The sequence below is a fragment of the Streptomyces sp. NPDC058195 genome, assembly GCF_042883525.1.
Classification (GTDB): domain Bacteria; phylum Actinomycetota; class Actinomycetes; order Streptomycetales; family Streptomycetaceae; genus Streptomyces.
In genome coordinates, this window is record NZ_JBHVVM010000008.1 from 249,365 (window position 1) to 274,428 (window position 25,064).

Sequence of the window (25,064 nt, forward strand, 5' to 3'; positions counted from 1 at the left end):
ATGGCCACCCGGCCCTCCGTGCGGCGCATCGCGGTCATCGGCGGCGGACCGGGCGGGCTCTACGCCGCGGCCCTGCTCAAACGGCTCGACCCGGACCGTGAGATCACCGTCTGGGAACGCAACGCCCCCGAGGACACCTTCGGCTTCGGCGTCGTCCTCTCCGACGAGACCCTCGGCGGCATCGAGCACGCCGACCCCGTCGTCTACCGGGCGCTCAGCGAGGAATTCGTCCGGTGGGACGACATCGACATCGTCCACCGCGGTGTCACCCACACCTCTGGCGGCCACGGCTTCGCCGCGCTCGGGCGGCGCCGGCTCCTGCACGTCCTGCACGAGCGCTGTGCCTCGCTCGGCGTACGGCTCCGCTTCCGTACCGAGGCGCCGCCCGCCGCCGAGCTGGCCGCCGGACACGATCTGGTGATCGCCGCCGACGGGGTGCACAGCCGTACCCGTACCGCTCACGCCGACAGCTTCGGCCCCCGCCTCACCGGCCACCGCTGCCGCTACATCTGGCTCGCCGCCGACTTCGCCCTCGACGCCTTCCGCTTCGAGATCGCCGAGACCCCGCACGGGGTGATGCAGCTGCACGCCTACCCCTTCGCCGCCGACGCCTCCACCGTCATCGTCGAGATGCGCGAGGAGGTCTGGCGGGCCGCCGGATTCGACAGCCGCGCAACCGAGCACGCGACGCTGCGCTGCGCCGAGATCTTCCAGCAGGCACTCGGCGGCCGGAAACTGCGCTCCAACAACTCCTCCTGGCTCACCTTCCGCACCGTCGTCAACGCGCACTGGTCCCACGGCAACACCGTCCTCCTCGGCGACGCCGCGCACACCGCGCACTTCTCCATCGGCTCCGGCACCAAACTCGCCGTCGAGGACGCCCTCGCCCTGGCCGCCTGCATCGAGGAGCAGCCCGATCTGCCCCGCGCGCTGACCGCGTACGAGACCGAGCGCCGACCGGTCGTCGCGTCCACCCAGCGGGCCGCCGCCGCCAGCCTGCGCTGGTTCGAGGAGCTGGGCACCTACGTCGACCAGCCGCCCCGCCAGTTCGCCTTCAACCTCCTCACCCGCAGCCGCCGCGTCACCCACGACAACCTGCGGCTGCGCGACCCCTCCTTCACCGCCGCCGTCGAGGAGGAGTTCGGCTGCGCCCCGGGTGTCCCGCCGATGTTCACCCCCCTGCGGCTGCGCGGCCTCGAACTCCGCAACCGCGTCGTCGTCTCCGCCATGGACATGTACGAGGCCGAGGACGGCGTCCCGGGCGACTTCCACCTCGTCCACCTGGGCGCCCGCGCGCTCGGCGGCGCCGGACTCGTCATGACGGAGATGGTGTGCGTCAGCGCCGAGGGCCGTATCACCCCCGGCTGCACCGGCCTCTACACCCCGCAGCAGGCCGCCGCCTGGAGCCGGATCACCGACTTCGTTCACGCCGGTGCCCCGGGGACCGCCATCGGCGTACAGCTCGGCCACTCCGGGCGCAAGGGCTCCACCCGGCGGATGTGGGAGGGCATCGACCAGCCGCTGCCGCACGGCAACTGGCCGCTCGTCGCCGCCTCCCCGATTCCCTACGCGGCCGGGGTCAACCAGGTTCCGCACGCTCTGGACCGGGCGGGGCTCGACACCGTGCGCGAGCAGTTCGTCTCGGCTGCCCGCCGCGCCGGACAGAGCGGCTTCGACCTGCTCGAACTGCACTGCGCCCACGGCTATCTGCTCTCCGGCTTCCTCTCGCCGCTCACCAACCACCGCACCGACGCCTACGGCGGCTCGCTCCGGGGCAGACTCCGCTACCCCCTCGAAGTCTTCGACGCGGTCCGCGCGGCCTGGCCCGACGACCGGCCCATGACCGTCCGGATCTCCGCCACCGACTGGGCCGCGGGCGGCACCACCGCCGACGACGCCGTGGAGATCTCCCGCGCCTTCGTCGCCCACGGGGCCGACGCCATCGACGTCTCCACCGGCCAGGTGGTGCCCGACGAACAGCCTGAGTTCGGCCGCTCCTACCAGACCCCGTACGCGGACCGGATACGCAACACCCTGTGCGTGCCCGTCATCGCGGTCGGCGCCATCTCCTCCTGGGACGACGTCAACTCCCTGCTGCTCGCGGGGCGGGCCGACCTCTGCGCCCTGGCCCGCCCGCACCTCTACGACCCGCACTGGACGCTGCACGCGGCGGCCGAGCAGGGCTATTCCGGACCCGGGGCGCCCTGGCCTGCCCCGTACCGCGCGGGCAGCCGCACCCCGCCGACCGGTCGCACCGATGCCCCGAAACCCCGCCTCACCCTGGACTGACCGGCGGCCGGCAGGCGTGGCACAGGCACGGGTCCGGGTGCGGGCCCCCGTGCCAGGCGTGCCGCTCCTCACCGGCGATCCGCTCCAGCGGCGCCGCCAGCTCCTCCGCCTCCGCCCGGGGCGCGCGCCCTGCACCGGCGCACCGCCTCAGCACGGCCGGGCTGTACACCAGCCGCGCCCGGAAGCCGTACAAGTGACGGGTCGCCGTGTCGATCGTGATCCAGCGGCCGGTGTGCCGCCCGCGCCCCACCGTGGTCAGCTGCTGGTTCCCCGTCCCCGGGTACGTGCTGACGACGTAGACCTTCGCGCCGCCCCGGTACGCCTTGGTGCCGGGCCGCAGCTCCTGGCCCAGCGGCCCGTACCGCCGCCACAGCACGACATTCGCCGCGACCAGCCAGAAGGGCTCCGGCGGCCCGCTCACCGCCCGGCCGCGCAGACCGTCAGCCGGTCCGAGACCGGGCGGAAGCCGATCCGCCGGTACACCCCGTTGCTGGTGGGGTTCGTGAGGTCGGTGAAGAGCAGCACCGCCCGTGCGCCCGCCGCCACCGCCCCCCGGCTCACCTCCGCGGTCACCGCCGCCGCGTACCCCCGGCCCCGGCACTCCGGCGGGGTGTAGACCGCGACCACCCGGACGGTGCCCGCGATCCGCGCGGAGACCCCCGCCATCGACACCGGGGCCCCGCCGTCCTCCCAGACCGTCAGCCCGCCCGAGGCCGTCCGCTCGTCGACCATCCGCTCGGCACGGACGATCGGCGTACCCGCCTCCTCGGCGAAGGCGTGATGCCAGCGCACCAGCAGCTCCCGGTCGGCGGGCGCGGCCCTCCGGGCCCGGCCGGGCGGGGCGGGGGAGGGCGGGACCAGCGTGCCCAGCCGGTAGAGCCGCTGCTCCTCCTCGACCCGGTGGCCGGGCCAGGTGGCGGCGAGCGCCTCGGCCGTGGCCCGGTCCGCGCTGAACCGGTTCGGCGCGAGCGCGGCGGCCAGCGGGCCCACCGCCTCGGGGGCGACGGTCCCCAGTACCAGCGGATGCGGTGGCGTCCGCACCAGCGCCCCGGCCACCTCGCCGTCCGCCCCGCGCCACCAGCCCAGCAGCGGGACGCCCGCCCCGTAGGCGTGCGGGCCGTGGCGGCGCAGGGCGTCGGTGAGGGTCAGCAGCAGGGTGTTCTCGGCGGGCCGGGCGGCCAGCGAGGCACCGGCCGCGTCGAGGAAGACATCGACGTCATCGGTGAAGGTCCAGGTCATGCCTCATCCTGCCGCGCGCGGGGCAGGCGGGGCGCGTACGCGTACCGGGTGTCCTGGCCGACCGCCCGGCCCCGGGTCCACAGCGGCTGGAGAAGCCGGCGCCGACCACGCTGCCGCGGGCCGCGAGACCGACCGCCAGGCCGGGGCGCCGACGTACAAGCGCGATCCTGGGCCAGGCGTCCGGCCGCGGCAGTTCGGCACCAGGCAGCGAGCCGGGCAGCGAGCCGGGCAGCGCGGCGCGGGAACCGGCCCGAGCCGCATTCCGGCGGGCCGGGCATCCGGCGTGTCAGCCGCCGAGTCCTCCCGCACGGAGGGCTGCGATGAACCCGCACCACGACGAGGAGGGGAGCGCCGGCTCCGGTCCCTGCCGGTCCTTCGCGTCCCGGACCCCGGTCCGGTCCGGGAACTCGGCGGCCTCCACGCAGGAGGCGTTCTCGTTGAGGCGGTACGAACGCTTCCGCCACGTGCCGGGCTGTGGCCGACGGGACTTCGTATCCGCTTTCCCCTTCCCTCAGTTGGCGGACCGGGTCAGCCCTCCCGCAGCCGGAAGCGCTGGAGCTTGCCGGTGGCGGTACGGGGGAGCGCTTCCAGGAACTCCACCACGCGCGGGCACTTGTGCGGGGCGAGCTCCTCCTTCAGGTACGTGCGCAGCTCGTCGGCGGTCACCGCCGCACCCTCGCGCACCACCACGTACGCCGCCACGATCTGGCCGCGCAGCTCGTCCGCCCGGCCCACCACCGCCGCCTCGGCCACCGCCGGATGGTGCAGCAGGGCGTCCTCGACCTCGGGGCCCGCGATGTTGTACCCGGAGGAGATGATCATGTCGTCGGCGCGGGCCACGTAGCGGAAGTAGCCGTCCGCGTCGCGCGTGTAGGTGTCCCCGGTGAGGTTCCAGCCGTGCGCGACGTAGTCCCGCTGGCGCGGGTCGGCGAGGTAGCGGCAGCCGACCGGGCCGCGTACGGCGAGCAGTCCCGGCTCCCCGTCCGGCACCGGGCGGCCCTCCCGGTCCTGCACCCGGGCCTGCCAGCCGGGCACCGGGAGTCCGGTGGTGCCGGGGCGGATCGCGTCGTCGGCCGCCGAGATGAAGATGTGCAGCAGCTCGGTGGCGCCGATGCCGTTGATGATGCGCAGCCCCGTCCGCTCGTACCACGCCCGCCAGGTGGCCGCCGGGAGGTTCTCCCCGGCCGAGACGCAGCGGCGCAGCGTGCTCAGATCGTAGTCGCCGAGCCGGTCGAGCATCACCCGGTAGGCGGTCGGCGCGGTGAAGAGCACGGAGACCCGGTGGGCGGCGAGTGCGGGCAGGAGCCTGGCCGGGCCGGACTGTTCGAGCAGCAGCGCGCTGGCACCGGCCCGCAGCGGGAAGACCACCAGTCCGCCCAGTCCGAAGGTGAAGCCCAGCGGCGGACTGCCCGCGAACACGTCGTCGGGGGTGGGACGCAGCACCTGGGCCGAGAAGGTGTCGGCGATGGCGAGGACGTCCCGGTGGAAGTGCATGCAGCCCTTCGGGCGTCCGGTGGTGCCCGAGGTGAAGGCGATCAGCGCGACGTCGTCGGCCGCGGTGTCCACCGCCCGGTACGGGCCCGGCCGGGCCGCGGCCAGCCGCAGCAGGTCGTCCGGTGCGTCGCCCCCGTACACCGTGGTGCGCAGCCCCGGCACGTTCGCCTTCAGCAGGTCTTCGGCCGAACGGGCGTCGCACAGCGCGTGGCTGACCCTGGCCAGCGAGCAGATGGCGGACAGCTCGCCGGGCCGCTGCCGGTCCAGCACGGTGACGGCGATCGCACCGGCCTTCAGCACCGCGAGCCAGCAGGCGGCCAGCCGGGGGCCGGTGGGGCCGCGCAGCAGGACGCGGTTGCCGGGTACGACGCCCAGGTCGGCGGTGAGGACGTGGGCGATCCGGTCCACCCGCTCGCGCAGTTCCCCGTAGCTCCAGACCGCGCCGTCATCGGTGCGGAAGGCGGGGCGGTCCGGACCGAACCGCTCCGCCGTGCGGTCCAGCAGCTCCGCCGCGCAGTTGAGGCGGTCCGGGTAGCGCAGGGCGGGAAGGTCGAAGAGGAGCTCCGGCCACTGGTCTCGGGGTGGCAGGTGCTCCCTGGCGAACGGGTCGAGGTGCGCTGAGGTCTTCGGGTCCATGACGGATCGCCCCCTTGTCGCCTCTGGAGCGTATCGTTTGGGTGACGGTAGTCAACGGTCCGCGATAAGGCGAGTGGACTGGAAATCGTACGACTGGGCAGACGAGCACGGAGTGGACTGGACGACAGGCCGGAGCGCGGATGCGAAGAACGGGTACGAGAAAACGACATAACAGAACAAGAGGAGCGCGGGTATGACGGCATTCTCACTCGAACCGGCGCAGACCGCCTGGTGCGAGGAGCTGCGAAGCCTCGCCGAGAGGCACCTGCGCCCACTCGCCGAGAAGGGTGACCCCGGACATGTCAACCGCCCGCTGCTCGCCGCGCTCGGCGAGGCGGGTCTCCTCGGCCGGATGCTCGATTCCGGCGCCCTCGACCTCTGCCTGCTGCGCGAGTCCCTGGCCCGCGGCTGCACGGAGGCCGAGACGGCGCTGGCCCTCCAGGGGCTCGGCACCCACCCCCTGGTCCGTTCCGGCACGCCCGCCCAGCGCGCCCGCTGGCTGCCCGAGGTGCGGGCCGGCCGAGCCGTCGCCGCCTTCGCGCTCAGTGAGCCCGGCGCGGGGTCGGACGCGGCGGCCCTCGCGCTGAAGGCCGCGCCCGCGGCTGGCGCGGCGGTGGGCTCCGCGGCCGGGCACGGCGCCGGACCCGGCGCCGAACCCGACGGCGGGGGCTGGCGGCTGACCGGCGAGAAGTACTGGATCTCCAACGCGCCGGAGGCCGATTTCTACACCGTCTTCGCGCGCACCGCCCCCGGCACCGGTTCCCGCGGCATCACCGCGTTCCTGGTCCCCGCCGACCGCCCGGGGCTGACCGGCACCGCCCTCGACATGCTCTCGCCGCACCCCATCGGTGCGCTGGAGTTCGACGGCGTCCCGGTCTCCGCCGCCGATGTGCTCGGCGTACCGGACCGGGGATTCCACGTCGCGATGGACACCCTCAACCTCTTCCGCCCCAGCGTCGGCGCGTTCGCCGTGGGCATGGCCCGCGCCGCGCTCGACGCCGCGGTGGAGCACACCGCCGCGCGCACCGCGTTCGGCGGCGTGCTGAAGGACCTCCAGGCCGTCTCCCACCAGGTCGCCGAGATGGCCACCCGGACCGAGGCGGCCCGGCTCCTGGTGTACGCGGCCGCCGCCGCGTACGACGCGGGGGAGCCCGGGGTGCCGGGGCGGGCCGCCATGGCCAAGCTGTACGCCACCGAGACCGCCCAGTACGTCGTCGACACCGCCGTCCAACTGCACGGCGCCCGTGCCCTGCGCCGCGGCCACCTCCTGGAACACCTCTACCGGGAGGTCCGCGCCCCACGGATCTACGAAGGCGCCAGCGAGGTCCAGCGCACCATCATCGCCAAAGAGCTGTACGCGAGCCGGGAGGCTTCCGCATGAGTCCGGTACACCGGATCAACCCCGTCGACCTGTCCCCGCCCACGGGGTTCTCGCACGCCGTCACGGTCACGGGGAGCCAGCTGGTCTTCCTGGCCGGGCAGACCGCCCTGGACCAGAACGGCAGGATCGTGGGCGACGACCTCACCGCGCAGTTCGCCACGGCGCTCGCCAACCTGCTGACCGCGCTCCGCGCGGCGGGCGGCGCCCCGACCGACCTCGCCCGGGTCACGGTGTTCGCCACCGACGTGGCCGACTACCGGGGACGCGTGGCGGAACTGGGCCGTGTCTGGCGGCGGCTGGCCGGCCGCGACTACCCGGCGATGGCGGTCGTCGGGGTGACCCGTCTCTGGGACGAGCGGGCCCTGGTGGAGATCGACGGGGTGGCTGTCCTGCCGTAGAACGCACCGTGCGGGCCCAGGAGTTCTCCCGGGCCCGCACGGGCTCACCGACGACCGCGCGGGCCCTCGGCCGGACCTTTGAGCAGTCTCTTGACCAGGCCCTTGACCAGTCTCTTGATCAGGCCCTTGAACGGTTCAGTACGGCTGGACCAGTACATGGGCGGCGCCGGGGATGCCGACCTTCAGCAGCTCGTCCTCCTCGGGCGTCGTCGCGGTGCCGGTCTCCTGCTTCAGCACCGCGCGCGAGAGGGCCTGCACCCACATGGCCCGGGGGCGGCGGCGCGCCTCCCACGCTTCGAGCGCCGCGGCCACGCCGTCCTCGGCGTCCAGCGACTCGGCCAGCACCAGCGCGTCCTCCACGGCCATCGCCGCGCCCTGCGCGAGGTGCGGGGTGGAGGCGTGCGCGGCGTCACCGGCGAGGACGACCCGTCCGACGTGCCACGGCTCCTCGACCGTCACCTGGGAGATCCGCGAGTACACCACCGCGGCCGGGTCGGTGACGGTGGCCAGCGCCTCGGCGACCGGACCGGAGAACATCGGCAGCCGCTCCGCGAGCTGCTCGTGCGCCCGCTCCGGGTCCGGCCGGAAGTCCTCGGCCTCGGCGAACACCGCGCCCAGGTACATCAGTTCCTCGGTGATCGGGGTGAGGAGCGCCTTGGCGTCCTTGCCCGCGGTGCCCATCACCACACCGCGCACCTGCGGCTGGCGGGGCACCGTCACCCGCCAGTTGGCGAAGCCGGTGTACTCGGGGGTGTAGCGGTCCCCGTAGAGCCGGGTGCGCAGCGGGGAGCCGATGCCGTCGAAGCCGGCCACCAGGTCCCAGCGGCCCGAGGAGCCGTCGGACAGGGTGACGTCCACGCCGGTGCCGTCGTCGGCCAGTTCGCTGATCGTGGTGCCGAACCGGATCTTCGCGCCCGCGGCGGTGGCCGCGGAGTTCAGCACCCGGGCCAGGGCGGGGCGCGGGATGCCGTTGTTGGAGGGGGCGTCGGCCATCCGGGGCTGGGGTATCTCGGCGAGGGTGCCGCCCGCCGGGTCGGCGATGGTCAGCACCTCCCACTCGAATCCCGCGGCCAGGCAGTCGTCGAGGACCCCGATCTCCCGCATCACGTGAAGGGCGTTGGACGGCTGGATGATGCCGACGCCGAGCGCGTCCACCTCGTCGCGGAGCTCGGCGACCTCGACGGTGTGACCGCGCCGGGCCAGTGCGGTGGCGAGGGTCAGCCCGCCGATGCCGCCACCGTGAATCAGGACGCGCAGGGGTGTTGCCATCTCAGGTGTCTCCAGAGCGAGAAGGAGCGGGAAGGAGCGAGAAGGGCCGGGGAGGCACGCGGGACCGGCCCGCGGTCAGCCGGCCGCCGCGGGCAGGCTCATCAGGTGGTCCACCAGGGCCAGCAGGACGTCCCGGCCGAAGGGCCGCTCGCGGACGTCGCCGATGAGCAGCGGTACGTGCGGGTCGAGATCGAGGGCGGCCCTGATCTCGTCCGGGGTGCGGGTGTTGTGGCCGTGGAAGCAGTTGATGGCCACCACGAAGGGGATGCTGCGGCTCTCGTAGAAGTCGATCGAGGCGAAGCTCGTCTCCAGCCTGCGGGTGTCGGCGATCACCACACCGCCGAGCGCCCCGTTGACCAGGTCGTTCCACATGAACCAGAAACGTTCCTGCCCCGGGGTGCCGAAGAGGTAGACCACCAGCTCGGGACTGACCGTGATGCGGCCGAAGTCCAGCGCCACGGTGGTGGTGTCCTTCTGGCCGACCCCGGCCAGGTCGTCGACGCCGACGCTGGCCTTGGTGAGGTACTCCTCGGTGCGCAGCGGAGCGACCTCGCTGACGGCGCCCACCAGGGTGGTCTTGCCGACGCCGAAGCCTCCGGCGATAAGGATCTTTACGGCGGCGGGGGCCGCCTGACTGCTTGTCATCTTGGTTCAGAGTCTCCGGAGTCCGTCACGAACGGCGGCGAGCACGCCCATGGTGGCGCCGCCCGCGACCCGCGCCACCGAGAGGGGGGCGCGGGCCAGCAGCAGGCCCTGGGCGACGAGGTCGGCCAGCAGGATCTTGGTCACCGATACCGGGAGGCCGAGGTCGGAGGAGACCTCGGCGACCGCTGCCGGGCGGCGGCAGCGCTCCAGGATCATCCGGTGTTCCGGCTGGAGCCGTCCGGGCCGGACCGGCGCGCCGTGCTCGTCGCGGGGGTCCTGCGCGGTCGTCAGCACCGTGATCAGGCTGAAGTCGTCCCGCTCGGGAGCGGTCCGGCCATGGGTGATGGTGTACGGACGCACCATCGTGCCCGCCGCGTCCTCCTCGGCCTCGTCCTCCCAGTACGGGGTCACGCGCGCTGCCCGTCCCCGGTGCCGAAGGCGTCGAACTCGCCGCGGACCGGCGTGCTGAGCTTCTGGCCGACCTGCTGCACGAGGTTGTGCATGGCGAGCGACATGATCTCGGCGTCCACCTCCTGCGAGGCGATGACGGCGAGGTGGGTGCCCTGGGCGGCGGCGATGATGAAGAGCCAGAGCTCGTTCAGCTCGACGATCACCTGGTGCACGCTGCCGCCGTTGAAGAGCTGGCCGACTCCGCGGGCCAGGCTCTGCTGGCCGGTGCAGATGGCGGCCAGCCGCTCGGCGTCGGGGCGGCTGATGGTCCGCGAATGGCTCACCACGAGCCCGTCGTCGGACAGCAGGACGGCGTTCTGGGTCTCGGCCACCGAGTCCACCAGGCCGTCGAGCAGCCAGTCGAGGTCCTGGTGGGTGGCGGTAGTGCGTGTCATGGCCGTTCTTCTCTCGTGGGCAGGGGGAGGGCGGGCGGTGCGGGCTGCGCCGGTGCCTCGTCGGTCGCGCGGGCGGCCCGGGACCGGCGCTGGAACGCTCCGATCGCGGCACCGGCCCGGCGGGGCTCCGTGCGTGGCAGCGGGTTCTCCGGGCGGCCCGGCGGCTGCGGGGCGGCGGGCCGGGTGCCCGCCGGGGTGATCCGCAGTTCATCGGCCAGGCTGGCCTGCCGGACCCGGCGCGGCAGCGGTGGCTCCGAGCCGGGGGAGGCGGGCTGCCCGGCCCCGTGGTCCGGGGCGTGGGCGAGGTCCGCGCCCGGGTCCGGCGGCGCGGGGTGGTCGGGCTCGGACACCGGGAGCGAGGCGGTCCGGAAGACCTCCGGCGCGGGCTGCGGCGGGGACGCCGGGTCCGGCCCGGTCCCGGCGGCGTACGGCGCCGCGTACGTCGCCGGGGGACGGGGGTACGGCTCCTCGGCCGCGTACGGCGACTGGCCCACGGGGTACTGCCCGGCGGCCGTCATGTACGGCTGCTCGGCCGTGCCGTACGCGCCTTCGGAGGCCGCGTACGGCGCTTCGGGGGCCGCGTACGTGCCCTCGGGGGCCGGGTACGTGTCCCCGGCGGCCGCGTACGGCGTTTCGGGGGCCGTGTACGTGTCCTCGGGGGTCGCGTACGGCGCTTCGGGGGCCGGGTACGTCCCGCCAGGCACCGGCGCGGCCGGCTGCCCGGGCGCCGGGTACGGCTGCTCCTGGCCCGGATACGGGTCGGCGGGGGACGGGTAGGGCAGCGGGTCCTGCTCCGGCGCAGGGCGGGGCTGTTCGGCGGCGGCGTACGGGGCACCCGCCGCGTTCAGCGCGGTGACCCCGGCGAGGGCCTGGCCCTGGACGCGGGTGGGCAGCGCCTCCCCGGGCTCGGGGGCCGCGGGGACGGGCGGCGCCTGCTGCGCGGCCGGGGCGGGGTTCGCCACCCCGACCGGACCGGTCCGCGGCTCGGGCACGGTCAGCTCGTCGGGGACGAGGACGACCACGCGGGTGCCGCCGTACGCCGAGGAACGGAACTCCACCCGCAGACCGTGCTGGTCCGCCAGGCGCGCGATCACGTACAGGCCGAGACGGATGTCGTCGGAGTGGGCGAGCACGTCCATCCGGGGCGGGCTGGCCATCAGCACGTTGGCCGCCGCCAGTTGCTCCTCGTCCATCCCCAGGCCCCGGTCCTCGACCTCGATGGCCAGACCGCGGCTCACCTTGGCGGCCCTGACCTCCACCGGGGCGGGCGGCCGGGAGAAGCTGAGCGCGTTCTCGATCAGCTCGGCGAGCACGTGGGAGACGGGGCCGACGGCCCGCTCGGAGAGCCAGGGGCTGCCGTCCAGGTCCAGCACCACCCGCCGGTAGTCCTGCACCTCGCCCTGGGCGGAACGCATCACGTCCAGCAGCGGAACCGGCTTGCGCCAGCGCCGGTGCGGGGAGCCGCCCGCGAGGATCACCAGGTTCTCCTCGTACCGCCGCAGCCGGGCGGTGAGGTGGTCGAGGTCGAAGAGGCCGTCGAGCACCTCGGGGTCCTCGTGCTTGCGCTCCAGCTCGTCCAGCTTCTTCAGCTGCTGGCCGATCAGCTGCTGGGTGCGGCGGGCGATCCGCTGGAGCAGCCGCTCGAAGCCGCGGTGCTGGTCGGCCTGCTTGACGGCCGCCGCCAGGGCGCTGGTGCGCGCCAGGTTGAGCGCGTCGCCGAGCTGGGTCAACTCGTCGCTCTTGCCGCCCTTGGCGTCGTTCTCGATGGCGCGGGCCTCGGCCTCGACGTCGATCCGCTCACCCAGGGCGAGCCGCTCGACGACGTCCGGCAGCGACTTCTCCAGGGCCTCGGCGCGCTCTTGCAGACTGCCGATACGGCGACGGAGGTTACGGGTGAGGCGCCAGGTGGTCCAGATGACGGCGATCACCGCGATCAGGCCGACGACCGTCGTCAGCGCCATCTTGAACAGCAGCGACATGACGCTGCCCTTGCCCTCGTCGACCACGGAGGCGGTGCGCTGTTCCAGCAGCTTCTCGATCTGCGGGTCCAGCTCGTCCATCGCCGCGCGCCAGGTCTTCTCCTTGGCGCCGAGGGAGATCGATCCGTCCGCGTCGGCCTCGGCCGGACGCAGGATCTGCCCCTCCAGCCGCGTCTTGGTCTTCCACGCCTCGCTGCGCACGATCGTCTGCCACATGGCCCGTTCGTCCGTGGACAGCTGGGGAACGACCTTGGTGGAGTACTGGAGCTCCTGGCCGGACACCACCTCGCGGACCTGCCGCAGGTCCGTGGTGCTCAGCTTCCCGTCCGGCCAGCCGCGTGCCAGCAGCGCGTCCGAACGGGAGATCATCTCCTTGGTCCAGAACAGGTCGACCAGCGGCTGCGAGAGCGTGGTGATACGGCCGTTGTCGACGTGGCTGAGCGCCCCGAAGAGCTGGAGGTCGACCGCGATCAGATCCGTGTAGTAGCGGTACACGGCCTTCTGCTGCTCGTCGCCGCCGTCGTCGACGAGGGCGCGCTGGGCGGGCAGCTGGTTGATGGCCTCGCGGGCCTTGCCGACCGCGTCACGGACCTCGGCGGGCGCGTCGTCGGCGCCCACGCCGGAGAGGGACTGGAAGCTCTTGACGGCCTCGTCGGTCTTCTTGCGCTGCTGCCGGAGCTCGTCGGTGACGCCCTCGTGCCGGGCGAGCGCCTCGGCGCTGAGCCGACGCTCCTGCTGCAGGTTGTAGTACACGATGTTGGACGGCTGACCGGCCTTCTCGGCCAATTGGCCCTGGGCCGCCTGGCGTTGGAAGTCCAGCAGGGTCTGGCCACTGGTGACGGCCCAGAGGGCGGCCAGTGCGACGCCGGGAACGATGGCCAGAACGAGCAGGGCTGTCCGCAGCGACATGGTGGTCGACTCGGTCCGCCGTGAGGCGCGCGTGCGCAGGGCGTGCTCCTTGATGATGCCAGCCTCGGGACTGGTCAAATCCGTTGAGAACTTCGACAGATAGATTTTAGTCACAGTGAAAAAATGAAAAGAATCCGGGCTCACTGGTGCATCACCGGTCATGCACATCCTCATCGCATTCCGGACCCCGCTCTGCCGCGCCCCCCGCCGCTGCCCCTGCCGCGCCCCGTCGTCCCGGTGCCGTATCGCCGCCGTATTGCCGTCACGGGGACCGGAGATGACGGGTTCCTCCTGTTACGGGGAGCCGGTGCCGGACTCCGGCGGTAGCCCCGGCAGCTCCTTCCGCTCCGCGACGCCCGGCAGGCGGCGGGCGGCGGGAACCCGCCGTTTCGCCGCACGGCCCGCGGGGCGGGAGCCGGCGGTGGCCGAATCCAGCAGGTGCTGACAGGCGCGGCGCGCCGTGCGGGTGGAGCACGGCGAGGGATATATCTCTATTCGGTGCTCTTCGTCCGTTCTGTATCGCCCAGGCCCCGGCCCTTTGCCCCGGACCGGCGTGACACGCCCCCCGGGGCCGCATGACCGCGCTCATCGCCTGCCACTTCGTCCTGGCGGCCTTCGCGCACCCGCTGGTACGGGCGCTGGGCCGACGCGCCTTCGTCGTCCTCGCGCTGCCGCCCGCCGCCACCACCGTGTGGGCGGCCACCCAGTGGGACACCGCGGTCTCCGGCTCCGCGGTCACCTGGTCATGGCCCTGGATGCCCGCGTACGACGTCACCGTCGTCCTGCGGCTCGACGCCCTCGGCGAACTGATGGTGCTGCTCGCGGCCGGGGTCGGCACGCTCGTCCTGCTCTACTGCGCCTCCTACTTCAGCGACACCACCCCACGGCTGGCCGGGTTCGCCGGAAACCTCCTGGCGTTCGCGGGCGCCATGCTCGCGCTGGTCCTGGCCGACGACCTGATCTCGCTCTACGTGTTCTGGGAGCTGACCACGGTCTTCTCCTACCTGCTGATCGGCTACGACAGCGAGCAGAAGCACAGCCGCCGCTCCGCGCTCCAGGCGCTCGTCGTGACCACCCTCGGCGGCCTCGCGATGCTCGTCGGCTTCCTGATCATCGGTCAGGTGACGGGAACGTACCGCGTCTCCGCGATCCTCGCCGACCCGCCCGCGGCGACCCCGGCGGTCTCCGCCGCGGTGGTGCTGATCCTGTGCGGCGCACTGTCGAAGTCGGCGATCTGGCCGTTCAGCCTCTGGCTGCCGAACGCGATGGCCGCACCCACCCCCGTCAGCGCCTATCTGCACGCCGCCGCGATGGTGAAGGCCGGGGTCTACCTCATCGCCCGGCTCGCCCCCGGCTTCGCGGACGTGCCCGTCTGGCGGCCCGTCGTCCTCGTGCTCGGAGCCGCGACCATGCTGCTCGGCGGCTGGCGGGCGCTGCGCCTGCACGACCTGAAACTCGTCCTCGCCTACGGCACCGTCAGCCAGCTCGGCTTCCTCACCGTGCTGGCCGGGGCCGGTGACCGCAACACCGCGCTGGCCGCCGCCGCCATGATCCTGGGTCACGCGCTGTTCAAGGCCCCGCTCTTCCTCGTCACCGGCATCGTCGACCACGCGGCGGGCACCCGCGACCTGCGTCGGCTCTCCGGCGTCGGACGGTCCCTGCCGCACGTCTGCGCGGTCGCGGTGCTCGCCGCCGCCTCCATGGCCGCGCTGCCCCCGCTGCTCGGCTTCGCGGCCAAGGAAGCGGCCTTCACCGCACTGCTGGAGGGCACGGCCGCCGACCGCTGGACGCTCGGCCTCACCGTCGCGGGCTCGGCGCTGACCGTCGCGTACACCATCCGGTTCGTCTGGGGCGCCTTCGCCCGCAAGCCCGGGGCCGCGGACACCCCGGTGCACCGCGTCGGCCCGGCCTTCCTCGCACCGCCCGCCCTGCTCGCGCTCTGCGGACTGGTGCTGGGACCGGGCGTCGGATGGCTCGACCCGCTCTTCGCCGCGTACGCCGCCGCCTTCGGGCCGCCCGCCCACCTGTACCACCTCGCGCTCTGGCACGGGTTCGAGACGGCGCTGCTGCTCTCCGCCGCCGCCCTCGCGGCCGGTGTGCTGCTCTTCCTGGGCCGTACCACCGTGACCCGGCTCTCCCGGCGGATCGCCTGGCCGACCGCCGACAGCGTCTTCGGCCATCTGCTGCTCGGACTGGAACGGTTCTCCCTCCAGCTCACCGGATTCGTCCAGCGCGGCTCGCTCTCCGTCTACCTCGCCACCACCCTGCTGGTGATGCTGGCCAGTCAGCTCACCGTCCTCGCCGTGGACCGGCCCTGGCAGGGGGCCCCGGCCCCCCGGCTCTGGGACGCCCCGCTCCAGGGCGCGGTCGCCGTACTGACCAGCGCCGCCGCCCTCATGTGCCTCACCGTGCGCCGCCGCATGAAGGCCGTGGTCCTGGCCGGGCTGACCGGCTACGGCGCGGCGCTGCTCTTCGTCGTGCAGGGCGGACCGGACCTGGCGCTCACCCAGTTCTGCATGGAGACGGTGTCGATGATCGTGTTCGTGCTGGTGCTGCGGCGGATGCCGGTGCACTTCCAGGAGACCGTCAGCACCTGGCGGCGGGCCGGACGCGTCCCGGTGGCCCTGGCCGCGGGGGCGACGCTCGGCGTGGTGGTGTGGGTCGCGGCATCCGCCCGTACGGCGGACTCGGCGGGCGCGGCCATGGTGGAGGAGGTCGCTCACCACGGGCTGAAGGACGTGGTCGCCACCATCCTCGTCGACCTGCGCTCCTGGGACACCATGGGCGAGTCCGCCGTCCTCGCCGCCGCGGCGGTCGGCGTCACCAGCCTCCTCTACCTGCACCGCCGCACCGACCCCGCCCCGCCGCCCGACCAGCCCCGGGGCCGTACCGCGTGGTCGCTGACGGCCCCCGCGATGACCGGACTCCCGCAGGGTGACGAAGGAGCGCCGGAACGCGACTGGCTCGCCGCCGGGTCGACCCTGGCGCCCGAACACCGCTCCGTCGTCTTCGAGGTGGTGGCCCGGCTGCTCTTCCACCCGGTCCTGGTGCTCTCGGTCTACCTGCTGTTCTGCGCCGAGAACATGCCGGGCGGCGGCTTCGTCGCCGGGCTCGTCGCCGGACTCGCCCTGATCATCCGCTACCTGGCCGGCGGGCGCTTCGAACTCGCCCAGGCCGCACCGCTCCAGCCCGGACTCTTCACCGGCCTCGGCCTGTCCGTCTCCACCGGCGTCGCCCTGCTCGGCCTCGCCGACGGAACGGTCCTGCACGCCTGGACCCACCGCGGATGGCTGCCCCTGATCGGCGAGTACCACATCGGCACCCCCGTCCTCTTCGACTTCGGGGTCTACCTCCTGGTCCTGGGCGTGGTGCTGGACATCGTCCGCGCACTCGGCGCCAAGATCGACCGCCAGATCGAGCGCGCGGCGGCCGAGCAGACGGCCGTGGCGGGCAGTGCCCCGCCGCCCCGCGGGGCACCCGGCACGGAAGGCGCCCCCGGATGACCGTCAGCGCCTGCCTCCTGGCCACCGCCTCGGTACTCTGCGCGGTCGGCGGCATCCTCATGCTCACCCGGCCGCTCACCCGCATCCTGCTCGGCGCGGTGATCGCGAGCAACGGCATCAACCTCCTGGTCATCGCCGCGGGCGGGCGGGCCGGAGCCGAACCGCTCCTCTACGGCGTCCCGCTCGGCCGGGTCACCGACCCGCTCCCGCAGGCGATCGCCCTCACCGCCATCGTCATCACCCTCGCCACCACCGCCTTCCTGCTCGCCATGGCCTACCGCGGCAGCCAGCTGACCGGCACCGACGAGGTCCACGACGACCAGGAGGACCGCCGCATCATCCTGCGCGCCGAAGTGCTGGGCGAACGCGCCGAACTGCGCGAGCGCTATCGCGCCGCCCCCGGCGTCACCCCCGAGGAACGCGCCCGCTACCGCGCCGAACGCCGCCGCCTGCGCGCCCGCCTCCGCGCCGACCGCGCCCTCCAGGCCCGCGGCCGCTACGCCACCGGCGACCTCTGGCACGACATCCTGGGCGCCGACCCCGAGGACTACCCGCCACCGCTCGTCCACGCGGAAGACACCGACCCGGGAGCCACCGGATGAACGCCCTCGTCCCCCTGCCGGTGCTGCTGCCGCTCTGCGCCACCGGCCTCAGCCTCGCCTTCGGCACCCGCCTCAAAGCGGTCCAGCGCCTCGTCAGCGTCGCCGTGCTCACCGCCGTCCTCGCACTCTCCGTCACCCTGATGGCCGTCGCCGACAGCCGCGGTCCGCTCACCGTTCACCTCGGCGACTTCGCGCCGCCGCTCGGCATCACCCTGGTCGCCGACCGGCTGTCCGGGCTGATGCTCACCATCTCCTCGGCCGTCACCCTCTGCGTACTGGTCTACTCCCTCGGCCAGGGCATGGCCGACCGCGAGGAGGAGACCCCCGTGGCGGTCTTCCACCCCGCCTACCTGATCCTGGTCGCCGGAGTCTCCTGCACCTTCCTCGCGGGCGACCTCGTCAACCTGTACGTCGGCTTCGAGATCATGCTGGTCGCCAGCTTCGTGCTGCTCACCCTCGGCGGCACCGGGCCCCGCATCCGCGCGGGCTCCACCTACGTGATCATCTCGCTGTTCTCGTCGATGCTCTTCCTCACCGCCATCGCCATGACGTACGCGGCGACCGGCACCGCGAACTTCGCACAGCTCGCGGGCCGCCTCGCCGGCCTTCCGCTCGGCGTCCAGACCCTCATCCAGGCGATGCTGCTCACCGTCTTCGCCGTCAAGGCCGCGGTCTTCCCGCTCGCCGCCTGGCTCCCCGACTCCTACCCGACCGCACCCGCCCCGGTCACCGCCGTCTTCGCCGGACTGCTCACCAAGGTCGGCGTCTACTGCATGCTGCGCACCGAGACCCTGCTCTTCCCCGGCAACCGGCTCGGCGACCCGCTGATGGCCGCCGCCCTCGCCTCGATGGTCATCGGCGTCCTCGGCGCCGTCGCCCAGACCGACCTGAAGCGCCTGCTCTCCTTCACCCTCATCAGCCACATCGGTTTCATGGTCTTCGGGATCGGCCTCGCCACCCAGGACGCCTACGGCGGCGCGATCGTCTACGTCGCCCACCACATCACCGTCCAGACCACGCTCTTCCTGGTGACCGGAATGATCGAACGCCGGTCCGGCACCACCGAGCTCACCCGGATCGGCGGACTCGCCCGCGCCGCCCCGCCGCTCGCCCTCCTCTTCTTCGTACCCGCCATGAACCTGGCCGGCATCCCGCCGCTCTCCGGCTTCATCGGCAAGCTCGGCCTGATGCGCGCCGGGGTCGCCGACGGCGGCGTCTGGGCGTGGATCCTGGTCACCGGTTCCGCCGTGACCAGCCTCCTCACCCTGTACGTCACCGCCAAGGTCTGGAACCTGGCCTTCTGGCGGGCCGCCCCGCCCGGACAGGCCGCCGACGGCACCGTCCTGGAGGCGGGCTCCGACGAGGACGACTCCGACACCGACGACGCGGGCCCCGACGACATCCCCGGCACCGGCGACGAACCCGTACACCCCCGCCACCAGCCCGCCGGACGCGCGGTCGCCGCGACCCTGCACGGACACGCCGTCACCACCACGACCCGACTGCCCAGACCGATGACCTGGGCCACCGCCGCGACCGTCGCGCTCGGCCTCGCCTTCACCGTGTTCGCCGGACCGCTGACCTCCTACACCGACCGCGCCGCAGCCGAACTCCTCGCCCGCGCCCCCTACGTCCAGGCGGTGCTCGGACGATGAGAAGCCGGTTCACGTTCTCCTTCACCAGTAAGGAACTCCCGCCCTTCGCCTGCGAGTTCGGCAGGCGCCGACGGGTCATCGACCTTCCGCTGATCGCCTGGCTCACCTTCATCTGGGTGCTCCTGTGGTCCAGCATGAACTGGGCCAACCTGCTCACCGGAGTGGCCGTCGCCGTGGCCGTCTGCCTGGCCTTCCCGCTGCCCCGCGTCGACCTCGGACTCCGCCTGCACCCCTGGGGCATCCTGATGCTCGCCGGATACCTGCTCTACGACATGTACACCTCCGGCGTACGCGTCACCCGGCAGATCTTCGTCGACCACCCGCACCGGGCCGCCGTCATCGCCGTACCCCTGCGCTGCCGCTCCGACCTGATGCTCACGGCCACCGCCGTCGCCGTGTCCAACGTCCCCGGCGGATCGGTCGTCGAGGTGCGCCGAGCCACGGCCACCCTCTTCCTGCACGTCCTCGACGCGGACCGGCCCGCCGTGCTCGACGCGGCCCGCCGCTCCGTCTGGAGCCTGGAACGGCTGACCGTGCGCGCCTTCGGCACCGCCGACGAGATCGCCCGCGTCGCCGCCCCGCCCCCACCGGTCCCGCCCGCCAAGGAGGCCGGAGCGTGAGCGCACCGGAGACCGTCGACCGGGCCCTGCTCACCGCGGCCGTCGTACTGATCGTCATCGCCGGAGCGGCGCTCCTCGTCCGCATCCAGCGAGGCCCTTCCATGCTGGACCGGGCCATCTCGCTGGACGTGTGCGCCGCCCTGATCATCGCGGGCCTCGGCGCCAAGTCCGCCTTCGCCCGGGACTCGTTCTACTTCCCGGTCATGCTGGTGCTGGCCGTCCTCGGGTTCACCGGCTCGGTCGGCATCGCCCGCTTCATCGCGGTACGCGACCGCCCTCCGCGCCGCACCCCGGACAACGGCAACGGCAACGGCACTGGCACCGAGGAGCGGCCACGATGAACCCCTGGCTCCAGGCCCTCGACATGGCGGGCGCGGCCCTGGTGTTCACCGGCGCGGCGATCTGCCTCCTCGGCGTGATCGGGATGCTCCGCCTTCCCGACGTCCTCTCCCGCAGCCACGCCGCCACCAAACCCCAGACCCTCGGCATGCTCCTGGTCCTCGCCGGGGTCGCCCTGCGCCTGCGCAGCGGCATGGACCTCGCCACCCTCGCCCTGATCGGCTTCTTCCAGCTGATGACCGGCCCCGTGGCCGCCCACCTGGTGGCCCGCTCCGCCTACCGCACCGGCCAGATCGACCACAGCGAACTCCTCTTCGACGAACTGGACGCACAACTGACGGAGGAGGAGTGACGGCGCCCGGCGTCATGCCGCAGGTCTGAGGAGCGGCCGGGGGAGCGGCCGGAGGGGGGCCGCCGCTCCGCCGGACGGGACCGGTGGGGCCGGACTCCTCGCGCCCGGTCGGCGGCCCCGGAAACGGGCGCCTCTCCCGGGCGGGACGCCGTAGGAGCCGGTCCCCGACGCCCGTAGCCCGAAAGGGTTAATCTCGCCAGGTTTCACTCCGGTGCCGATTACGGTGGGATCGCTGACCGTAACCTGCCCGGCACGGTGGGAGACGGCGGCGCGCATCGGGTGGCACGGGACGTGAGGAAGATCGGGATGACGCAGGCCGTGGTGAGCGAGCTGGACGAACGGGTGCCGGGGCGCCGGTGGACGGTGCGCCTGGACCCCGCCGACCGGAGCGGTACGGCGGTACGCGTCTCGTGCAGCCGCCCCGCCTGTGCCGAGCAGCGCCTGCCGGCCGCGGCGGCGGGACGCGCGGCCGCGGTCGCCCATCTCAAGGCGCATCTGCGCGCCGCCCCCGCGCCCCGCCCCGGGGTGTACTGCGCGTGCCGTGCCGACGGCTGCCAGGCGCACCAGCCCGCTGCCGGCCGGCCCGCGCGCGCCGAACCCTGGCGCTGCGGCGGGGCGATCGTCCTCGCCGTCCTCGCCGACCGGGAGGGTCGCTGGTGGCAGGTGCTGGAGTGCTGCGCCCGGTGCGCGGCGGCCACCCCCGGAGCCAGGGCCGTGGGCCAGGCTCCCGGGCCCCGGACCGCCGCCCGCCCGGCGCCCGCGGCCACGGGGGCACCGCAGTTCTCCGACCACCAGGCCGCCGCCCCGGACCCGGTTCCCTCTTCCCGTCCTTCGCGCGTACGGCACCGTCGGCCCTTGCCGAAGATCGCCCAGCGGGTCATCCCGTACGACCTGCGCCCGCTCACCCTGCGGGACGAACTCGTCGAGCTCGGTGACCTCTTCCGCTCCTACCAGCAGCGCGACGAGCCCGACCTGGCCCTCCTGGCCGACCTGCACAGCCGCAAGGCGACCGCCTTCGTGGCCTGGGCCGATGCCACCGGCGACACCCGTCTGCGGCTGGAGGCCGAGCGTGCCGAGCAGGCTGCCGCCGCCGCCCTGGTCCAGCACCAGCACCGCACCGGATCCGCCATCGGCGACGGCCCGGCGGTGGCCCGGCTGCTGTCCGCGCCGGCGCAGTGGGAGCACGCCCGCACCGTCCTCGCCCACGTGGCCGACAACGCCCCCCTGCCCGGAGCTGAGGCCCGGCTGCTGGTTCTGATGCTGACCCTGCGCACCGCGCACACCGGCACCGGCAACCTCGTGGGCCAGGACCTCGCCATGCTGGGCCTGACCGACCCCGGGGAACTGGTCGAGCAGCTGACGGGCTGCGGCTGGCTGGGCCTTTCCGGGACGGTCGCCGACCTGCTCGCCTCCCGGCCGGAGAACGCCACACCCATCACCGTCCCCTCCCTGGCGCCCCGGGACGGGGAGCGTCCGTTCACCTTCGGCAGGAAGATGCGGCCCAAACTCTCCGGCTGGGCCCAGAGGGTCGTCTCGGAGAAGAAGCTCCGCAAGTCCAAGGCCACCGCGGGCACCCGGCTGTTCGCCCTGACACTGGCCAGCCGGACCGACGCGTCGGGACGCCTCGGCCCCGAGGGCCGGGGCATCGCCCTGGACACGCTGACCGCCCATGTTCCGGTGGATCCGGAGGAACTCCAGCACGCGACCGAGCGGCTGACCGCGACCGACTGGCTCACCGACGCCGTCCTCACCGACACCCACCTCACCGGGCACCTCAGCGAACGCGTCCTCCCGCTCACCTGCCCCTTCGGGCCGAGCCGGTCCTGACGGCGCTTCCCGGTCCCCGCCACCACGGCGGAGGCGACCCCGGTCCGGCGTGCCTCCTGCCGGACCAGGACCGCCCCCTCTACCCGGTCAGCAGCGCGTGGTGGCTCCGCCGTCATCCAGGTACGCGCCGTAGATCCAGCCGAGGCTGCTGCCGTTGTTGTCGCGGATCCACGTCCACTTGTTCCCGTAGTCGTTCGCGGAGAAGCAGTCGTAGGAGACCTTGGCGCCGTTGCTGACGTAGCCCACCGTCGTGCAGTCGCCGTAGGGGCCGGTGTGCACGGCCGCGCTGCCGGACGTGGACACCTTGCCGGAACCGTCGTCCTTGTTGGTGTGCGGCCAGTACGCGTTGCCACAGGTGACCGCGGCCGCGTCGGCCGTCCCGGCCTGGGCGGCCGGTACCGCGATGCTGCCGAGCACGAGTGCGGCGCCCGCACAGGCGCCGCTCAGAACACGACGTACACGCATGATTTCGCTCCCTGGTGAATGGGGTGCAGAGGTACCCGCCGCAGTCGAGCCGGCCAGGCGCTATGGAGTCTGCGATCGCCGGTTCCGGCCCGGCAACAGGAAGCCGTTGTCCCGGACGGTCCCGAGCTGGTCGGCCGCTGTCCGGCCAGCACAACCGGCACGGACGCGTCCTGTCCCGGACACGCAGATGGACACGGGCGCGGACGGGGACGGGGACGGGGACGAGGAGGGGAACAGGGACGGACACGGGGCCGTCCGCACCGAGTCCCGCGGCAGGTGCACCCCGGCGCGCGGGCAAGGGGAAGGGCCCACCCCGGCACGTCGGTGCCGGAGCGGGCCCTTTCGGCCGCCGATGGGCCGGACGCGGGTCAGACCCGGTCGGCCGCGATGAGGACGTACTGGAAGGACCCGTCCCTGTACGAGTTGATGAACGCCTCCTCGATCCCCGTGACCAGCGAGGACGTGGCCCGCAGCTCCCAGTAGGGAAGCGTGCTCGGGGTGAGGTCGATGACGGCCTGCGGCACGAGGCGGTTGTCGGCCATGGCGCGCAGGTACTCCCGGCGCGAGTGGATGTTGCACTCGAAGTGCGCGTTGATCTGCGAGACCCACTTCGAGGGCTGGCCGTACCGCGGGTTCCAGCAGCCGGTGACGGTCACGTAGCGTCCGCCCACCGAGAGGACCCGGGAGTGCTCGGCGAAGAGGTCGTGCAGATCGACGTACATGCTCGACTCGTTGTTCCACGACGCCGCGGCCGAACCGGTCTCGAACGGCATACTGAGCATGTTGCAGACGCGGGCGCGGACGTGGTCCTGGAAACCGAGTTCACGTGCCCGGCCGTTGGCGAATTCGGCCTGCTTGGCCGACAGCGTGACCCCCTCGACCTTGCACCCGAAGCGCTGGTGCGCCATCACCATCGAGCCGCCGCGTCCACAGCCCGCGTCCACCAGGGTGTCGTCACTCCCGATCTCGCCGAGGTGTCCCAGGAGGAAGTCGGCCTGTGCCGACTCCAGCCGGTGGAGCTCCGCGATCAGCTTCTTCTCCCTCTCACTGTCCTCGGGTGTACCGAGGGCGGCGTGGTCGACCTCACCGATGCCGTAGTGGTGGTGGTAGAGGCCGTCGACAGCGCCGAGGCGCAGGTTCACGGGCCTGGCCTCCCCGTCCCAGTAGCGGGCGATGTCCCCCTGGTACGGCGTCGCCGGGTTGGGGATGCTCAGGGGAGCGGCGGTGAGTTCGGTGTTGGTCACGGGTGAATCCATTCTCTTTACCAGAAATCGGGCAGGCTGTAGCGATAGGTGTTGGACTGGTGCCAGTTGTGGTTGCCGTCGACCCACGCGGCCACGCCCCGCAGGAACCGCTGTACGTGCGGTACGGGACAGTCGGCGGCCAGGGCCGCGGCTTCGCGCTCGAAGGCGTGCATGAGGTCGTTGTGGACCTCGACCGACTTCAGATAGGCCTCCCGGTCGGAGAGGTCCTCGCGCTCGGCGATCACCACCGGCAGGTTCAGGTGCCGGCCGGGAGTGCTGAGCTCCTTGGTGTACGAGTACAGGTCGTTCACGATGGTCGTCGCGTTGCCCGCGAGCGCGATGACCTTCTGCATGGCGGCCTGGGCGTGCAGGTCCGCGGGCAGTTCATAGCCACCGACCGTGTCGGTGATGGTCGGGCAGGGGCGGAAGTTGTTGAACTGGCGCATCGCCAGGTATTCCCACACCTCCGGCACGTGGTCCATCTGGGCCCAGGCCGCCTCGGCGAGGTACCCCATGTGCAGACGGGCCATGTCGTGCCGGAGCCGGTCCGCCTGCGAGGGGCTGGCCGCGCGGACGAAGTACTCCATGGCGGAGCGGTAGGCGCGACGGGGCGCGTCCGCGTGGAGCGACTTCCCCCACTGAGGCTGGTACTCCTCGGTCGTGTGCAGGGGGTCGAGGGCGGTGTGTGCGAGCAGGAGGCGTTCGCCGAGGCCGTCGGGCGAACCCCCGTGGTCCTCGCAGTAGCAGTCGTCCACCGCGTTCTCGGCCACCATCAGGCGGGTGGCGAGCATCAGGTGGTCGACGCTGGGCGCGTCCGGGTGGCAGCCGACCATGTAGCGGCCGACGGAGAAGCCGTCGAACTCCTCCTCCCAGTCGTCGGGGTAGAGGGAGATCTCGTCCATCGCCCAGGACTTGATCCGTCGGCTGACCTCTTCGACCCGTGCCGGGTCGGGTTCCGGCACCGGGTGGTAGTAGAGGCCGGGTACGGGCGTGCCCTCGGTCGCCCCCGGACCCGTGCGCGTACCCGGATCCTGCTCACCGCCCGGCAGGGTCAGCCGCAGGCTCGCCGTGCCCAGACCGCTCGGGCCCCGCAGGACCCGCTCCAGCAGCCCGGTGGACACGTCCGGCACCTCGGCGGAAGGCGCGACGGGAAGGGAAGGCGAGGCGGGGAGGGAAGGCGCGTCCGCGGTGGCCTGGGTGCCGCGGGCGTGGGCCGTGGCGGCGGCGAGTACGTGCGCCCCGAACCGGGACGCGGCCTCCGGCAGGCTCGTCTGGGGCGGTGGCAGCTCGGGCGCGGGCATCGATGGCTCCTTGGTGGGGTGGGGCGGCCGGCTTGAGGCCCTGACGGCATGCGCGACTCCCCCGGGGGCCGG

General features: G+C 73.2%; 21 protein-coding genes and 1 pseudogene. 10 read left to right on the forward strand and 12 right to left on the reverse strand.

The features are described 5' to 3' along the window. Positions 1 to 2,289 (forward strand): bifunctional salicylyl-CoA 5-hydroxylase/oxidoreductase, encoded by a 2,289-nt coding sequence (locus ACFVWY_RS13445; RefSeq protein WP_389870843.1) that lies wholly within the window; start codon positions 1 to 3, stop codon positions 2,287 to 2,289. Here ACFVWY_RS13445 and ACFVWY_RS13450 read toward each other — a convergent pair. The 4 genes and pseudogenes from ACFVWY_RS13450 to ACFVWY_RS13465 form a co-directional block, all read right to left on the reverse strand. Next, positions 2,276 to 2,710 carry a hypothetical protein gene (locus ACFVWY_RS13450; protein ID WP_389870846.1) on the reverse strand — a complete coding sequence of 145 codons (435 nt, stop codon included), beginning with the start codon at positions 2,708 to 2,710 and terminating at the stop codon, positions 2,276 to 2,278. The genes ACFVWY_RS13445 and ACFVWY_RS13450 overlap by 14 nt on opposite strands. Continuing rightward, positions 2,707 to 3,528: a GNAT family N-acetyltransferase gene (locus ACFVWY_RS13455; protein ID WP_389870848.1), complete on the reverse strand. Its 822-nt coding sequence runs from the start codon at positions 3,526 to 3,528 to the stop codon at positions 2,707 to 2,709. Before ACFVWY_RS13455 ends, ACFVWY_RS13450 begins: the two co-directional genes overlap by 4 nt. 286 nt (positions 3,529 to 3,814) lie before the next feature. Next, positions 3,815 to 3,982 (reverse strand): annotated as a pseudogene (locus ACFVWY_RS13460) (DUF397 domain-containing protein); the annotation flags it as partial. Positions 3,983 to 4,056: 74 nt separating this feature from the next. After that, positions 4,057 to 5,658 carry an AMP-binding protein gene (locus ACFVWY_RS13465; protein WP_389870850.1) on the reverse strand — a complete coding sequence of 534 codons (1,602 nt, stop codon included), beginning with the start codon at positions 5,656 to 5,658 and terminating at the stop codon, positions 4,057 to 4,059. A 193-nt stretch (positions 5,659 to 5,851) separates the two neighbouring features. Between ACFVWY_RS13465 and ACFVWY_RS13470 the strand changes: the two genes are divergently transcribed. Both ACFVWY_RS13470 and ACFVWY_RS13475 read left to right on the forward strand, forming a co-directional pair. Then, entirely contained in the window at positions 5,852 to 7,039 is a 1,188-nt protein-coding gene (locus ACFVWY_RS13470) for an acyl-CoA dehydrogenase family protein (protein WP_389870853.1), read from the forward strand. Beyond that, the gene (locus tag ACFVWY_RS13475; protein ID WP_389870856.1) at positions 7,036 to 7,437 is read left to right on the forward strand and encodes a RidA family protein; all 402 of its coding nucleotides are present in this window, start codon (positions 7,036 to 7,038) and stop codon (positions 7,435 to 7,437) included. The genes ACFVWY_RS13470 and ACFVWY_RS13475 overlap by 4 nt, the downstream gene beginning before the upstream one ends. Before the next feature lie 135 nt (positions 7,438 to 7,572). Here the strand turns inward: ACFVWY_RS13475 and ACFVWY_RS13480 are convergent, their stop codons facing one another. The 5 genes from ACFVWY_RS13480 to ACFVWY_RS13500 form a co-directional block, all read right to left on the reverse strand. After that, the gene (locus ACFVWY_RS13480) at positions 7,573 to 8,706 is read right to left on the reverse strand and encodes an FAD-dependent monooxygenase (protein WP_389870859.1); all 1,134 of its coding nucleotides are present in this window, start codon (positions 8,704 to 8,706) and stop codon (positions 7,573 to 7,575) included. A 75-nt stretch (positions 8,707 to 8,781) separates the two neighbouring features. Further along, positions 8,782 to 9,351 carry an ATP/GTP-binding protein gene (locus ACFVWY_RS13485; protein ID WP_389870862.1) on the reverse strand — a complete coding sequence of 190 codons (570 nt, stop codon included), beginning with the start codon at positions 9,349 to 9,351 and terminating at the stop codon, positions 8,782 to 8,784. A gap of 6 nt (positions 9,352 to 9,357) precedes the next feature. Continuing rightward, complete coding sequence (locus ACFVWY_RS13490; protein ID WP_389870945.1) at positions 9,358 to 9,714, reverse strand: DUF742 domain-containing protein; 357 nt, start codon at positions 9,712 to 9,714, stop codon at positions 9,358 to 9,360. 44 nt (positions 9,715 to 9,758) lie between these two features. After that, a complete protein-coding gene (locus tag ACFVWY_RS13495; protein ID WP_389870864.1) occupies positions 9,759 to 10,196 on the reverse strand; it encodes a roadblock/LC7 domain-containing protein in 438 nt (145 codons plus the stop codon). Beyond that, positions 10,193 to 13,162, reverse strand: coding sequence for a nitrate- and nitrite sensing domain-containing protein (locus ACFVWY_RS13500; protein ID WP_389870866.1), 2,970 nt, complete (start codon positions 13,160 to 13,162; stop codon positions 10,193 to 10,195). The genes ACFVWY_RS13495 and ACFVWY_RS13500 overlap by 4 nt, the downstream gene beginning before the upstream one ends. Before the next feature lie 497 nt (positions 13,163 to 13,659). Between ACFVWY_RS13500 and ACFVWY_RS13505 the strand changes: the two genes are divergently transcribed. The 7 genes from ACFVWY_RS13505 to ACFVWY_RS13535 all read left to right on the forward strand — a co-directional run bounded on the left by ACFVWY_RS13505 (position 13,660) and on the right by ACFVWY_RS13535 (position 21,982). Next, entirely contained in the window at positions 13,660 to 16,587 is a 2,928-nt protein-coding gene (locus ACFVWY_RS13505; RefSeq protein WP_389870869.1) for a Na+/H+ antiporter subunit A, read from the forward strand. Then, entirely contained in the window at positions 16,584 to 17,189 is a 606-nt protein-coding gene (locus ACFVWY_RS13510) for a Na(+)/H(+) antiporter subunit C (RefSeq protein WP_389870872.1), read from the forward strand. The genes ACFVWY_RS13505 and ACFVWY_RS13510 overlap by 4 nt, the downstream gene beginning before the upstream one ends. Further along, positions 17,186 to 18,844, forward strand: coding sequence for a Na+/H+ antiporter subunit D (locus tag ACFVWY_RS13515; RefSeq protein ID WP_389870875.1), 1,659 nt, complete (start codon positions 17,186 to 17,188; stop codon positions 18,842 to 18,844). Before ACFVWY_RS13510 ends, ACFVWY_RS13515 begins: the two co-directional genes overlap by 4 nt. Next, positions 18,841 to 19,464 (forward strand): Na+/H+ antiporter subunit E, encoded by a 624-nt coding sequence (locus ACFVWY_RS13520; RefSeq protein WP_389870878.1) that lies wholly within the window; start codon positions 18,841 to 18,843, stop codon positions 19,462 to 19,464. Before ACFVWY_RS13515 ends, ACFVWY_RS13520 begins: the two co-directional genes overlap by 4 nt. After that, positions 19,461 to 19,805: a monovalent cation/H+ antiporter complex subunit F gene (locus tag ACFVWY_RS13525; RefSeq protein WP_389870880.1), complete on the forward strand. Its 345-nt coding sequence runs from the start codon at positions 19,461 to 19,463 to the stop codon at positions 19,803 to 19,805. The genes ACFVWY_RS13520 and ACFVWY_RS13525 overlap by 4 nt, the downstream gene beginning before the upstream one ends. Then, positions 19,802 to 20,155 (forward strand): monovalent cation/H(+) antiporter subunit G, encoded by a 354-nt coding sequence (gene mnhG, locus ACFVWY_RS13530; protein WP_389870883.1) that lies wholly within the window; start codon positions 19,802 to 19,804, stop codon positions 20,153 to 20,155. The genes ACFVWY_RS13525 and mnhG overlap by 4 nt, the downstream gene beginning before the upstream one ends. A 306-nt stretch (positions 20,156 to 20,461) precedes the next feature. Beyond that, the gene (locus ACFVWY_RS13535) at positions 20,462 to 21,982 is read left to right on the forward strand and encodes a hypothetical protein (protein WP_389870886.1); all 1,521 of its coding nucleotides are present in this window, start codon (positions 20,462 to 20,464) and stop codon (positions 21,980 to 21,982) included. Positions 21,983 to 22,069: 87 nt separating this feature from the next. Here ACFVWY_RS13535 and ACFVWY_RS13540 read toward each other — a convergent pair whose 3' ends face one another. The 3 genes from ACFVWY_RS13540 to ACFVWY_RS13550 form a co-directional block, all read right to left on the reverse strand. After that, complete coding sequence (locus ACFVWY_RS13540) at positions 22,070 to 22,447, reverse strand: SH3 domain-containing protein (protein ID WP_389870887.1); 378 nt, start codon at positions 22,445 to 22,447, stop codon at positions 22,070 to 22,072. A 368-nt stretch (positions 22,448 to 22,815) separates the two neighbouring features. Next, on the reverse strand, positions 22,816 to 23,691 hold the full coding sequence (locus tag ACFVWY_RS13545; protein WP_389870890.1) for a geranyl diphosphate 2-C-methyltransferase: 876 nt from the start codon (positions 23,689 to 23,691) through the stop codon (positions 22,816 to 22,818). Positions 23,692 to 23,708: 17 nt separating this feature from the next. Then, complete coding sequence (locus tag ACFVWY_RS13550) at positions 23,709 to 24,992, reverse strand: family 2 encapsulin nanocompartment cargo protein terpene cyclase (RefSeq protein ID WP_389870893.1); 1,284 nt, start codon at positions 24,990 to 24,992, stop codon at positions 23,709 to 23,711. Positions 24,993 to 25,064: the final 72 nt, after the last annotated feature.

Bases quoted from the DNA above. Each gene is read 5' to 3' on its own strand.
- ACFVWY_RS13445 (WP_389870843.1), top strand. From the start codon at position 1: ATGGCCACCCGGCCCTCCGTGCGGCGCATCGCGGTCATCGGCGGCGGA.
- ACFVWY_RS13455 (WP_389870848.1), bottom strand. From the start codon at position 3,528: ATGACCTGGACCTTCACCGATGACGTCGATGTCTTCCTCGACGCGGCC.
- ACFVWY_RS13465 (WP_389870850.1), bottom strand. From the start codon at position 5,658: ATGGACCCGAAGACCTCAGCGCACCTCGACCCGTTCGCCAGGGAGCAC.
- ACFVWY_RS13470 (WP_389870853.1), top strand. From the start codon at position 5,852: ATGACGGCATTCTCACTCGAACCGGCGCAGACCGCCTGGTGCGAGGAG.
- ACFVWY_RS13475 (WP_389870856.1), top strand. From the start codon at position 7,036: ATGAGTCCGGTACACCGGATCAACCCCGTCGACCTGTCCCCGCCCACG.
- ACFVWY_RS13480 (WP_389870859.1), bottom strand. From the start codon at position 8,706: ATGGCAACACCCCTGCGCGTCCTGATTCACGGTGGCGGCATCGGCGGG.
- ACFVWY_RS13485 (WP_389870862.1), bottom strand. From the start codon at position 9,351: ATGACAAGCAGTCAGGCGGCCCCCGCCGCCGTAAAGATCCTTATCGCC.
- ACFVWY_RS13490 (WP_389870945.1), bottom strand. From the start codon at position 9,714: ATGGTGCGTCCGTACACCATCACCCATGGCCGGACCGCTCCCGAGCGG.
- ACFVWY_RS13495 (WP_389870864.1), bottom strand. From the start codon at position 10,196: ATGACACGCACTACCGCCACCCACCAGGACCTCGACTGGCTGCTCGAC.
- ACFVWY_RS13505 (WP_389870869.1), top strand. From the start codon at position 13,660: ATGACCGCGCTCATCGCCTGCCACTTCGTCCTGGCGGCCTTCGCGCAC.
- ACFVWY_RS13510 (WP_389870872.1), top strand. From the start codon at position 16,584: ATGACCGTCAGCGCCTGCCTCCTGGCCACCGCCTCGGTACTCTGCGCG.
- ACFVWY_RS13515 (WP_389870875.1), top strand. From the start codon at position 17,186: ATGAACGCCCTCGTCCCCCTGCCGGTGCTGCTGCCGCTCTGCGCCACC.
- ACFVWY_RS13520 (WP_389870878.1), top strand. From the start codon at position 18,841: ATGAGAAGCCGGTTCACGTTCTCCTTCACCAGTAAGGAACTCCCGCCC.
- mnhG (WP_389870883.1), top strand. From the start codon at position 19,802: ATGAACCCCTGGCTCCAGGCCCTCGACATGGCGGGCGCGGCCCTGGTG.
- ACFVWY_RS13535 (WP_389870886.1), top strand. From the start codon at position 20,462: ATGACGCAGGCCGTGGTGAGCGAGCTGGACGAACGGGTGCCGGGGCGC.
- ACFVWY_RS13540 (WP_389870887.1), bottom strand. From the start codon at position 22,447: ATGCGTGTACGTCGTGTTCTGAGCGGCGCCTGTGCGGGCGCCGCACTC.
- ACFVWY_RS13550 (WP_389870893.1), bottom strand. From the start codon at position 24,992: ATGCCCGCGCCCGAGCTGCCACCGCCCCAGACGAGCCTGCCGGAGGCC.